This is a genomic window from Rossellomorea marisflavi (genome assembly GCF_022170785.1).
Lineage (GTDB): Bacteria > Bacillota > Bacilli > Bacillales > Bacillaceae_B > Rossellomorea > Rossellomorea marisflavi_B.
Genome location: NZ_CP081870.1, coordinates 806,862 through 819,294 on the forward strand (window position 1 = coordinate 806,862; position 12,433 = coordinate 819,294).

At 44.4% G+C, this 12,433-nt stretch carries 12 protein-coding genes; 5 read left to right on the plus strand and 7 right to left on the minus strand.

Translation table 11 applies throughout. The features are described from left to right. The first annotated feature begins 71 nt into the window (after positions 1–71). Positions 72–887, plus strand: coding sequence for an alpha/beta fold hydrolase (locus tag K6T23_RS04345; protein ID WP_238283674.1), 816 nt, complete (start codon positions 72–74; stop codon positions 885–887). Between the two features lie 443 nt (positions 888–1,330). On the opposite strand, the gene K6T23_RS04350 is transcribed toward K6T23_RS04345, so the two are convergent. The 4 genes from K6T23_RS04350 to K6T23_RS04365 form a co-directional block, all read right to left on the minus strand. Then, the gene (locus K6T23_RS04350; RefSeq protein WP_238283675.1) at positions 1,331–3,514 is read right to left on the minus strand and encodes an MMPL family transporter; all 2,184 of its coding nucleotides are present in this window, start codon (positions 3,512–3,514) and stop codon (positions 1,331–1,333) included. A 128-nt stretch (positions 3,515–3,642) separates the two neighbouring features. Beyond that, on the minus strand, positions 3,643–4,278 hold the full coding sequence (locus K6T23_RS04355; RefSeq protein WP_238283676.1) for a response regulator: 636 nt from the start codon (positions 4,276–4,278) through the stop codon (positions 3,643–3,645). 27 nt (positions 4,279–4,305) lie between these two features. Continuing rightward, positions 4,306–5,490, minus strand: a complete 1,185-nt coding sequence (locus tag K6T23_RS04360) for a sensor histidine kinase (protein ID WP_238283677.1) — start codon at positions 5,488–5,490, stop codon at positions 4,306–4,308. A 681-nt stretch (positions 5,491–6,171) separates the two neighbouring features. Continuing rightward, positions 6,172–6,312, minus strand: a complete 141-nt coding sequence (locus tag K6T23_RS04365; protein WP_238283678.1) for a recombinase family protein — start codon at positions 6,310–6,312, stop codon at positions 6,172–6,174. A 234-nt stretch (positions 6,313–6,546) separates the two neighbouring features. Here K6T23_RS04365 and bla point away from each other — a divergent pair, with 234 nt between their 5' ends. From bla to K6T23_RS04380, 3 genes are all read left to right on the plus strand, one after another. Further along, entirely contained in the window at positions 6,547–7,428 is an 882-nt protein-coding gene (gene bla, locus K6T23_RS04370; RefSeq protein ID WP_238283679.1) for a class A beta-lactamase, read from the plus strand. A gap of 43 nt (positions 7,429–7,471) precedes the next feature. Further along, complete coding sequence (locus K6T23_RS04375; RefSeq protein WP_238283680.1) at positions 7,472–8,320, plus strand: sialate O-acetylesterase; 849 nt, start codon at positions 7,472–7,474, stop codon at positions 8,318–8,320. A gap of 242 nt (positions 8,321–8,562) precedes the next feature. After that, positions 8,563–9,597: a flavin-containing monooxygenase gene (locus tag K6T23_RS04380; protein WP_053428527.1), complete on the plus strand. Its 1,035-nt coding sequence runs from the start codon at positions 8,563–8,565 to the stop codon at positions 9,595–9,597. Positions 9,598–9,724: 127 nt separating this feature from the next. Here K6T23_RS04380 and K6T23_RS04385 read toward each other — a convergent pair whose 3' ends face one another. From K6T23_RS04385 to K6T23_RS04395, 3 genes are read right to left on the minus strand one after another with little or no spacing between them, the layout of a single operon-like run. Continuing rightward, positions 9,725–9,973 carry an HPr family phosphocarrier protein gene (locus tag K6T23_RS04385; protein ID WP_160316540.1) on the minus strand — a complete coding sequence of 83 codons (249 nt, stop codon included), beginning with the start codon at positions 9,971–9,973 and terminating at the stop codon, positions 9,725–9,727. 29 nt (positions 9,974–10,002) lie between these two features. Continuing rightward, entirely contained in the window at positions 10,003–10,554 is a 552-nt protein-coding gene (locus K6T23_RS04390) for a sugar O-acetyltransferase (RefSeq protein WP_053428525.1), read from the minus strand. A gap of 48 nt (positions 10,555–10,602) precedes the next feature. Further along, positions 10,603–11,622 carry an ROK family transcriptional regulator gene (locus tag K6T23_RS04395; RefSeq protein ID WP_053428524.1) on the minus strand — a complete coding sequence of 340 codons (1,020 nt, stop codon included), beginning with the start codon at positions 11,620–11,622 and terminating at the stop codon, positions 10,603–10,605. A 252-nt stretch (positions 11,623–11,874) separates the two neighbouring features. Between K6T23_RS04395 and K6T23_RS04400 the strand changes: the two genes are divergently transcribed. After that, on the plus strand, positions 11,875–12,255 hold the full coding sequence (locus K6T23_RS04400) for a VOC family protein (protein WP_053428523.1): 381 nt from the start codon (positions 11,875–11,877) through the stop codon (positions 12,253–12,255). Positions 12,256–12,433 lie beyond the last annotated feature (178 nt).

The window sequence follows — 12,433 nt, forward strand, 5'->3', positions numbered from 1 at the left end:
CATCGTTTTGTGCCTACACACGATATAATAGGTGATAACAGATTGATAGACATATAAAAGGAGACGATCACATGCCTTATTGTAAAGTCCGCAAAGCAGACATCTATTATGAAGAAATAGGAGAAGGTACCCCCATCATCATGATCCACGGCTATTCACCCGATCATCGGTTGATGAAAGGGTGCATGGAGCCGGTATTTGAGGGAAAGAACGGCTGGAGGCGGATCTATCTTGACCTTCCAGGAATGGGCAAGACGAGGAACTATGATGAGATTGCTTGTTCCGATGATATGTTGGAAGCGGTCCAGGACTTCATTCAGACCGTGATTCCTGATCAGAAGTATGTCATTGCTGGCGAATCGTACGGTGGTTATTTGACCAACGGCCTGATCCATAAGGATGAACATAACATCCTTGGTGCAGCATTCATCTGTCCAGTGATCAAGCCCCATCATCAGGATCGGAACGTGCCGGAGCACGAGGTTTTGAAAATCAATGAGAATTTCATCAGCACACTGAGCCAGAATGAACTTGAAGACTTCAGGAGCAACAATGTGGTGCTGAATAAGTCGACGTGGGAGAGATACAACAGCGAGATCATAGGTGGAATTAAGATGGCGGATCATGCCTTTTTGGATATGGTCCAGGAGAATTATGGTTTTTCATTTGAGATTGGTCAGTCGGTCTTTGCCAAGCCAAGCTTGTTCCTCCTCGGGAAACAAGACGCGACGGTGGGGTATCGGGATGCACTTGCATTAGAAGACAAGTATCCACGTGGTACATTTGCCGTAGTGGACCAGGCAGGGCATAACTTGCAGATTGAGCATCCGGGGATTTTTAATACTTTAGTGGAAGAATGGTTGGAGCGGATTGGAGAAACCACTTGAAATGAGGTGAAAAACCAGACTTCGTGATATGAGGTTCTGGTTTTATTTTAAGATACCTAGTGTGGATAACAAATAAGTGTGAGGTGTCTCCACAAGGAATAGGGCTTTCTTGGTATGTATAAACTAGGTATATATTAGGGAGCATCCTTTCATATTCAATAGATTATTTCGTCTCGGAGTATATACAAATTCACACATAAAACCTAACTTTGAAATTGGGAAATGAATATGATTTTTACTAACAGTTCTAATGAATTGAAAAGTTTTCGCCTTGTTAAGTTATAATTTTTACTGAATTAAACCAATTTAGCCTCCAAAATTAAAAGTACCTCGCAGGGAGCGAGGTACAACAGGCTGACTGATTAATGATTATTGAATGGTAAGATTTCTAAAATTTTTTTGTAGGATCCAAAAACATATTCTCCTACTTTAAATTTAGGAACCTATTCATTATCAACTTTATGCCTAATAATTGCTTCCCCTTCCACATCAATATTTGGAAGGATTTTATCCAACCACTTTGGTAGATACCATGCTGCGTTCCCCATGAGGCTCATCACTGCTGGTACGATGGTCATTCTGACAATGAATGCATCAAATAGAACCCCGAAAGTGAGGGCAAAGCCCATGGATTTAATAATGGGATCTGGTGCAAACATGAAGCCTAAGAATACGGCCATCATTATGAGTCCTGCGGCTGTTACTACACCTCCGCTATCCTTCATACCAACAAGGATGGCATTTTTTGCATTACCAGAGTGTGTATATTCTTCTCGCATTCGGCTCACAAGGAATACTTCATAGTCCATGGCGAGTCCGAATAATATTCCTATGACGATGACAGGCAGAAAGGCCAGTACGGGACCCGATGAATGGAATCCGAAGAATCCTGCCATATGGCCATCCTGGATGACGAAAACAACAAATCCTAATGTGGCACCCAGGGATAATAAAAAGCCAAGCACTGCTTTTAAAGGAACCAATAGTGAACGGAATACCATAACAAGAAGTAGGAATGCAAATCCGACAATTAGAGTAGCGAATAATGGAAGCGCATCATTCAGCTTTTCAGAGATATCGATATTAACGGCTGTAGTGCCTGTCACCATGAGTTTTAGGTGATTCTTATCTTCAATTCTATTGGATAATTTCCTGATGTCGTGGACAAGTTCTTTGGTCTCCACATCATTCGGTCCTGTTTTCGGTGTCATTGAAATCATATAAATGTTGGGATTGGTACTAGGTATCGGTGGATTTACACTCTGAACTTGTGGTAATTGACGTAGTTTATCCAATACTTCCTCAAGTTCAGCCTCTGAATTTTCTGGGGTATCCAACTCAGCGGCAATCACAAGGTTGGCATGAACTCCTTCACCGAACCCGTCACTTAATAAGTCATACGCAATTCGTTCTGTGCTATCAGGAGATTTTGTTCCGTTATCAGGTAATCCCAATTCCATTTGGAAAAAAGGGATAGTAATGACGGATAAAAGCACTATTCCACATAGGGCGACTGGAAGCGGACGATTTGTGATGAAACGTCCCCACTTGTTTGGCTGTTTACTTTCTTCTTTATAATTGGTTCGCATGATCTTGGCAAGAAGGGGGTTCTGTCTATCCGGACCAGCATGGTGTTTCATTACTCCAAGGATGGCCGGAACAAGAACAATAGCAACCAGAATGGCGATGAAGACACATAGGGAAGCTGAAACACCCATCATCGTTAAAAACGGAATTCTTGCAACGGCTAATCCAAGAAGAGCGATGATGACAGTAATTCCTGCGAATACGACTGCACTTCCTGCCGTTCCTGTTGCTATGGCAATGGCTTCTTCCGTAGGGTGACCCTTTTTTAGTTCCTGCCTAAATCGAGAAAAAATGAATAGGGCATAATCAATTCCTACTGCTAGCCCAAGCATGGCAGAAAGAGATAGAGAGAACGAGGTAATATCCGCAACATTTGTCCCGATCATGATCGCCATCAGTCCAATTCCGAGGCCGATGATGGCTGTGAGAATTGGCATTCCCGCAATTAGGAAGGACGTGAAGGTCAAAGCTAGCACCAAGAAAGCAGCAATGATTCCTATGGCTTCAGTAATTCCACCGATTTCTATTTCTGAGAATGCTACATCACCAGCGATTCCTGCGGTTATACCTGATTTTTCAATCTTTTTGATTTGATTCTCGACTTTTTCCTTAGACGCTTCCGTTACCTTTTCTGAAGGAACCTTGTATGTGATGACAGCATAGCCAATTTTTTTATCCTGACTAATGGTTCCGAGATCTGAAGGGGTGGCCGTGGATTCAACAGCTTTGTCCTTTTGGATGTCCTTTAGTGTCTTCTGAATAATCTGGTTTACATCACTTGATTCTAGCGTTTTATTTTTGGGTGCCTTCATTACAAGTTGGACTTGACCACCTGTTTGTTCAGAATCAGGGAAGGCTTTCTCAATGATTTTACCGGCTTCCGATGACTGTGTACCAGGTATTTCCATATTATCCTCGAATGAAGGGCCGATACTTAAGGCTAGTATCGCTGCTACAATCAGGATACCGAGCGATCCCCCAATCACTTTCTTCTTGTTGCTAACAGCCCAATGGCCTAGTTTATATAGGTACTTTGCCAATGTATGTAACCACCTTTCATGTTCATGTGCATTACTTGTAAATTGCACAAGAACAAGTGTAATGAAAGTCGGCAAAAAAAAAATCGTACATCGGGGCAGGTATCCGATGTACGAAAGGGCAGTCAGTATCAGAAGTGTATGATCTCCAGCTCAATTCCGACAGCGACGGCTTCTGTTCTGGAATTGACTCCAAGCTTATTATAGATGTTCGTAAGATGGGCTTTCACCGTTCGTTCAGCAATACCCATATGCATGGCGATATCCTTATTACGATTTCCTTTAGCTGCAGCTTGGAGAATGCTTTTTTCTTTGTCTGTCAAGATTGTTTTTGACTGTTGAGAGGGTGGCTGCTTAGTAGAAAACAATTTTTTCATGAGGGTGGCGCTAATGATGGTTTCTCCTCTTATAGCAGTGTCGATCGTACGGAATAAATCTTCTCGATTAGTATCCTTTAGCAGATAGCCTTTTGCCCCCAATTCAATACCCTGCATCATCAAGTCATCTTCGTTATACGTCGTCAGGATGATGATTGGAATGGAAATCTTTCTGCGATTTAGCTCCTTGATAGTCTCCAATCCACTTAAGATTGGCATATTTAAATCCATCAGAATTACATCGGGTTTCCGCTCTTCTATTAATTGAAGTGCGACTTCACCATTCTCTGCTTCACCTGCTATACGGAAGGAGTCATTCGTTTCTAGTATTAGCTTCAGTCCTTCTCTGACAACAAAGTGGTCGTCTACGATTAGTACATCGTGCACCATAAGTATGCTCTCCTTTTATTAGTTGCTTCACATAGGAACAATGATCATCAATTTTGTCCCGTTTCCTGGAGTACTGTTAATTTTTATTTTGCCCCCTAGTAGACGCACACGCTCCCTCATCCCTAGGAGACCATATTTTCCGTTGCTTTTTTCAATTTGTTTGGTGGAGAACCCAACTCCATCGTCCTCAATGATCAAATGCAATTGATTGTGGTGTTGGTGGATTTTAATTGACAGATGCTTGGCATGAGCATGCTTTTCTACATTTGCCAATGCTTCCCCAAGGATTTTTAGGGTGTGTTCGCTCGCGAGCCCTGATATCTTGGAAATGGACTCGATATCTTTTGATACATCAACAGAATGATTTGAAGTGAATTCGTCGATTCGCTTGTTAACAGCACTAGTGAAATTAAAGTCTGGAAGTGTTGTACTTCGGAGATCGTCGATGGCCGTTCGCGCTTCGCTTAAAGTTGTTCTTGCCTGCTGCATCGAGCGTCCGATGATTTCATGTGCTCGATGCTCATTCCCTTTTTGTAAATAAGCATCTACAGCTTCAAGTTGCATAATCAAGCCGGCCAGCCCTTGAGCAAGCGTGTCGTGAAGATCTCTTGCCATTCTTTGCCTTTCATTGGATAGGGTTAGTTCCTCAACCTTCTGGTGAGCCTGCTCAAGTTCTCGGAGAAAGTACCCCATCCTTTGTCGTTCATTAACTTGACGATTATAAAGTACTGTATAAAAAATGATGATTGACAGAATGATGAACAGTACTGGAATTAATAATGGAAGATCATCCAATCCGTAATTAATCCCAATTGCTACACAGAACAATCCATATAGTAGCCCAAACATTAAGCCCACCTTAGTGTAGCTCTTTAGTATAGTAATGCCTTGGGCGATAAGAATGGGTAATAGTCCAATTAATATGACAGGAGACCCTTTTGGAATAAGGAACGCCGATACAAATATCAAGGCCCCTTGTACAAAAAAGTAATGCCAGTAACGGTTCTTGGGAAAGTTAGTAGAAAACCAGTATAAAAGGACATGGAGTCCCATGAGTCCAGTAAAGATTATGCTTTTCGTAACCATCGGTTGATTCAAAGACTGCAAAATGAGAGTCGATACGTATACCAAGCTAACCCAGAAAACGATAGGAGTTTTAGAAAATAAAGATACATCAAATTGAAATTTATTAATTTTTTTAGGTTTTCTCATATTCATCACCATTTTTTATTATATATCATTTGTGTCAAGATTAAGCTGTACAAAAAGGCATGCCCTTTTGTACAGTACAACTTACAACTAATAGTTCTATGTCTTCAGTGGTGAAATAGATGTATTGAAGTGATTGTAAATATTACAATGAAATACTTGCCCATAATGGTAAATGACTATCCAACAAATATCTTCATCAATTGTCTACAACATCACGTCTAGTTATAGGAATGTAGAGTTAGTCGATAAATTACACCAAATTGCAAATAAGAAAGTCTGCTCCCCGCCCCACAAACTATAGCTTGGACCATGGCCAATGGCTCTATACCTAATCAAGGAACTAAACGTTTCTTGTATCGGGAGAAGAACTTGGGAGCAACCAACATTCAAATTGCGAGTGAAGACCTGTAGCAAATAGATGACCTCATGCCTAAGGAATCTGTATTCTTAGAGAGCGTGTATAGGTGTGGCCTGGATTGTGTGACCCCCTCATTAAAAAGGATATATTAAAGAAGAAAGGTGAAAAACAGCCTACCGATTATTCGGTAGGCTCCAGCAAGTTGCGTTTATTTAGCTCTTTGTATAATAGAGATTTGCTCACACCGGTTTCCGCGGTGATCTCCGAAATCGTCATTTCTCGTGCGTCATATAGGGATAAGGCATACCGAATCTTTTACGGATTCATTTTAGGCCTTCCCCGCGCCTTCCCCTCGCACGAGCTGCGGACAATCCTGCAGCAGTTCGCTCACGGATCATGTTTCGTTCTAATTCTGCCATGATCCCAATCATGCCGAACATGGCTTTTCCAATCGCTGTCCTCATATCCAATTGCTCCGATATGCTCACTAGCTCCACACTTTTCCCGCACACGCTAAGTAAACACTATTTTCAATACATGGTTCTTATGTCAGATTAAATCTCCAAGCCCCTTCGCAAGAACTGAACGGGGGAATCATAGGCACCTAAACCATTGGTAGCAGGTCTGATTATGGATAGCCACCCCGTCTCAAGTCTATGTACTATAGAAGGAAAGAGGTGATGACTGTGAAGAAGAAAATGATGATAGTGATCATGTCGTTGGTTGCTCTGCTGGTTCTGTCTGCCTGCATGAAGCCGGAGAAATCAGCGGAATCTTCACCTGAAAAGAAGAAGAGCACAGTTTCCGATGAGACTTTTGCCAATATCGAGGATAAATATGACGCTCGCGTAGGTATCTATGCCATCGATACGGGGTCGGACCGGACCATCGACTATCGATCGGAGGAGCGTTTTGCCTTCACTTCCACCTACAAGGCGCTGGCGGCTGCACTTGTGTTGAAACAGAATTCCATGGATGAACTAGAGGAGGTCATCACGTACACCGAGGATGACCTGGTTTCGTACTCTCCCATAACGGAAAAACATGTTGAGACCGGCATGACCCTGGCGGAACTAAGCGAGGCGGCGGTCCGGACCAGTGACAACACGGCCGGCAACTTACTTTTTGAGGAACTGGGAGGCCCTGAACAATTCCAGCAATCTCTAAGGGAGATCGGCGATGACGTGACACAATCCGATCGATACGAGACGGCTTTGAATGAATTCACCCCGGGAAATACCCGTGACACCAGCACTCCGGCGGCCCTTGCCACGAGTCTTCAAGGATTTGCAGTGGGCGGTTTGCTTCCGGACGATAAGCGTGAAATTCTGATAGATTGGATGAAAGGCAATGCGACGGGAGACACGCTGATCCGTGCCGGCGCACCTGATGGCTGGACGGTCGCTGATAAGAGCGGGGCCGGAAGATATGGGACAAGAAATGATATCGCCGTGGTCTGGGCGCCAGATCGGGAGCCGATCATTATGGCAATCATGACCCGCCACGATACAGAGGATGCAGACTATGACGATGCGCTGATTGCCGAGGTAGCCGAAGTCACCCTGGAGGCTTTGAAGTAACATCAAAAATACCATGTTAATAAACGAAGAAAGAGGTCATTAGATGAAATCCGTACTATTAATCGGCCAATCGAATATGGCAGGAAGAGGATTCATAGAGGACGTGCCTCCGATCTACAATGAGCATATCAACATGCTGCGAAATGGTAGGTGGCAGATGATGGCTGAGCCCTTGAATGTAGATCGCCACGTAGCTGGTGTGGGCCCGGCAGCGTCATTCGCTCAAGCTTGGACAGAGGAGCACCCGGGTGAGTCCATCGGTTTGATCCCCTGCGCCGAGGGAGGAAGTTCGATAGATGAGTGGTCGTCTGATGGGATCCTGACCAGACATGCCATTTCCGAAGTGAGATTTGCCATGGAAACGAGTGAACTTGTCGGTATCCTATGGCATCAGGGAGAAAGCGACAGCTACGGGGGGCGCTATGAAACGTATAAGGAGAAAGTCTGCACGTTATTCAATCACTTGAGAGAGGAATTGAATGCTCCGGATATCCCCACTATCATGGGAGAATTGGGAGAGTACCTTGGGGAATCGGGATTCGGAAAGAGTGCGGTGGAGTATAAGCAAGTGAACGAGGTGCTAGCTGACGTTGCCCATTCCGAAGAACATACGTATCTAGTAACCTCAAAGGGAATGACGGCTAATCCCGACGGCATTCATATGGATGCCATCTCCCAAAGGCAATTCGGATTGAGGTACTATGAAGCATTCTTGAACCGAACGAATGTGGTAGACAAAGTGGATCAAGAAGACGGATGGATTGAACGAACAACGAATCGTGCAAGGACGAAAAATGAGGAAATCTTTGTTCTTAGCACGAAATTTGCCAATGGAGAAATTCATTTTGAGGAGTTTTCCATCAAGATGGACAACATTCTTGAACGAAAATAAGATGCACACGTCAAATCGATCTCTATAGAGCAAGATCTGGCAATAGAATATGCCCTGACTTGAGAGAGGTCGTATTAAAATCAGAACCAATTCAGGAATGAGGCCCAACCCCGTTGTATGGAGTTGGGTTTTTATTTTGTTACGGGATTTCCTTGCATATTTATGGAATAAATATATACAATTTCACTTATATATCTTATTATATGAATATATAATCATATAATAAGATTAGGAGGATAAAGATGTACGAGACAATCATCATCGGTGGTGGGCAAGCGGGCATGGCCATGGGTCATTACTTAAAGAAATCGGGTGGATCCTTTCTGATTCTGGATCAAGCAAGCTCTGTGGGGGAGAGCTGGAAAAAGAGATATAATTCGCTGAAGCTCTTTACCCCACGGTCGATGTCTTCCCTGCCAGGTCTTCCTCTTAGTGGGGAGGAGGATGTTTACCCAGGGAAGGATGAGGTGGCCTCTTATCTGGAGGAGTATGCGAAGAGGTTCGATCTTCCCCTGAAGCTGAAAACGACGGTGGTGAAGCTGGAGAAGGAGACCGGAGTGTTCAAGATGTCGACTGATCAGGGAATCCTGCTCGCGAAGCAGGTAGTGGTGGCGACAGGACCATTTCAGACCCCTGCACTCCCGGCGGAAGCAAGGTCTGGAACCATCCATCAGCTGCATTCCTCCAGCTACAGGCAAGCTGATCAACTCGTTCCCGGGTCGGTGCTCGTGGTGGGAGGCGGCAATTCAGGTGCGCAAATCGCCGTGGAACTGGCCGAAACGCGAACCGTCTATCTGTCTGTCGGATCAAAGATGAAGTTCCTGCCTCAGCGATTAGCGGGGAAGAGCATCTTCTGGTGGTTCAAGCGTCTGGGCGTGTTGAGCGTCACGTCATCTTCCGGTCCAGGGCGGTATCTCCGGAAACAACCTGATCCAATCTTCGGAAAGGAACTGAAGGAATTGATCAGGAAAGGGAGAGTCGTCGTCAAGCCTCGATTCAAGAGTATGGAGGAAGAACGGGTGACTTTTGTGGATGGCACCACGATGGATATTTCAAATATTGTTTGGGCGACAGGATTCAGACAGAATTTTGACTGGATATCCGTTGCTGGTGTACTGGACCCAGAAGGAAAGCCTCTCCACCACAGAGGCGTTTCGCCCGAGAAGGGCCTCTACTTCATCGGACTGCCTTGGCAGCATAGGAGGGGATCCGCCTTGCTGCAGGGTGTGGGGGAGGATGCGAGGTATCTTTATGAGAAGATATGTGGGGGAAGCTGATCTTTGAGTGAAAAGGACATTTGGTATTTTTTCACCTATCATACGCAGAAATTATTTTAAAAAGAAGCATCTTTCATACTCAGATGAAAGATGCTTCTTTTTGTTGTCATGAATAGGTTCATAGATCCTAACTCCCTGAGAGGAGGGCTACCAATGCTACAATCGCGTGACTTTCATCTTCTCCTTCAGTCATCACCGTGACATGATTCCCAAAACGAACATCCAGGTCCAGGACTTCCATCAGGTCTTTTCCATTGGCGCAGCACCCTTCCTTGTACAGGGTAACGTGTGAAGAGAAGGACCGTGCTCTTTGAACGAAATAGGAGGTATTGGTGGCGGAAAGTCCTCTTATCAAACAGATATTTACTTTCTGCACGCGCAATTATTTCACCTTCTTTTCCTTCTTTAAATGGTTTTGATGATGCGACCGGGATTCCCGGCAACCAAGACATGGTCGGGAACATCCTTTGTCACAACGGTACCAGAGGCAATGACACTATTATTCCCAATCGTCACACCTGGGTTGATAATCGCTCCACCGCCGATCCACACGTTATCCCCGATGGTTACGGGTTTTCCGTATTCTAAGCCAGAAACCCTCTCTTTATAATTTAAGGGGTGGGTGGCGGTATAGATATGAACACCAGGTGCCAAGAAGCAATTGTGACCGATCTTAATTTCACAGACATCTAACATAATACAGTTGAAGTTTGCAAAGAAGTTTTCACCTACATGAATATTAGAACCGTAGTCACATTGAAATTCTTTCTCAACATGAAACTGTTCACCAGTGGAGCCGAACAGTTCTTTTAACAAGTCCACTCTTCTGGGGTCAGCTGTAGGAGGCTGACTGATATCATCTAATAATCTCCTGGCATCTTGGCGTTCCTGTACCAAAACGGTATCACCGGGATCATATAAATGCCCGGCAAGCATTTTTTCTTTTTCAGTCTTCATGCTCATATTCCTCCTGTTTAATGGCTTACAAAAAGGACGTTCCGTTCATCACGTAAGGGAAGTCTGATCCAGAAGAAGTTCTATGCACAACCGCTGAAGCCCCCTCAAATAATCCTTGGACCAATTACTGATTACCAGCTCAGGGAGATGGCTTTCTGGAATAAACGTACGGCTTCTTTGTAAGATGGTCGTGATGTCAGAACCACCAATCTCCTGATCAGAGAAAATTACGGAATGGGGGTTGATGATGGCGGTGAAGGTAGCGATCAGTTGTCCGACCGCATCCGCTCCATGACCTTGTAATGATCCGGGTGAAATTTGTTCCTGGGAGAGGGATTGCCCAAAGCTCTTCCCGTGAACCTGTGGTACAAAGGAAATCTCCCCTGTGAAATGGGATTTTCCACGAACCAACTCTCCATTCACAAGGAGACCCGCCCCTGGACCGTTATGGCCAAAATAGAGATAGATGAAGGTGGACGAGCTTGGTTCAACGTAGGAATCGTTGTAGCTATAGCCCAAAACGGCGGCGTTCATGTCATTTTCAACCGTAGTAGGAGTTCCGAACTTCTCCTCTATTAGTGCTTTTAAATTAAGCCCATGCAGGTCTTCATAATGAGGAGCATAGAGGATGTCTCCTTGCCCGTTGACTGAAGCTGGGACTCCGAGCGAGACAGCCGAAATCCTGGGAAATCGATCCAACAGCCCGGAAACCAATTGAAGCAAAGGGGTCACATTCCCCTTGCCCAGTGAATCAGCAACCATGCCTTCCTCCAACACCTCGCCGAAACTATTGAATACTATAAATCCTAATTCGTCTTTTTCCACATAGACGGAGAGCCCCTGCTTGAAGTGGGGATTGTATCGGTAGCGCTTTGCCCTCCGCCCGCCGTTGGACTCATCTAACCCACCTAGTGATACTTCTCCCTGTTTTTCCATGTTTTCAAGTAACTTGGTAGCAGTGGGGAAGCTGATGGTCAGATGCTTGCTAATCTCGGCAGTAGTGGCAGAATCATGTACTAAGAAGAACTGACGAATGCGATAGAGATAGTCTTCAGATCTGCTTTTCATCTGAACCCAGTCCTTTCTATATCAACTTATTAAAATCGTTTAAAAAGTAGTCATTCATACTATAACAGGCTGAGAATGCTATGGCAAACCCATTTTTTTTCAAAAATAAGACTAGATAGGGAAAGTACGTTTGTGATATAGTAGCACCAACTTATTAAAAGAGTTTAAAAAGTGTCGGTTTCACCCCTATCCGTGCATTGGAAGCTAACGGATAGGCACAAAAAAATTTACTATCGAATGGAGTGGACATAGGTGAAAATCGAACATATCGCCCTTTGGGTAAATGATTTGGAAAAAACAAAGGCCTTCTACATGAAGTATTTTCATGCTTCTTGCAATGACTTATATACCAATGAAATGAGAGGATTCTCATCGTATTTCCTCACGTTTTCAGGTGCAGCCAGATTCGAGATCATGAAGATGCACCAAGTCGACAAAAAAGCAGAACCTTTCCAGCTGGGATGGGCCCATATGGCGATATCGGTGGGGTCCAAGGAGGATGTAGATGAATTGACGGAACGATTAAGGGAAGATGGCTATACCATCTTCGGAGAGCCGCGGATCACGGGAGATGGCTACTATGAAAGTGTCGTATTGGACCCGGAAGGAAATCACGTGGAGATTACGCTATGAAAGCAGTCTCTTTCAAGACACAGTTAGGAATGGGGTAGAGGAAGATGTTGAAGTATGCAGGGTTGATCCTTTTTGGAGGATTAATTTCCTTTTTGTTTGGCTGGGCATTATTGTCCTTTTTACAAGTGATCTCTTGACGATGGGGCTTAGGCACTTTTACGAACGAGAAGGTAGGAAA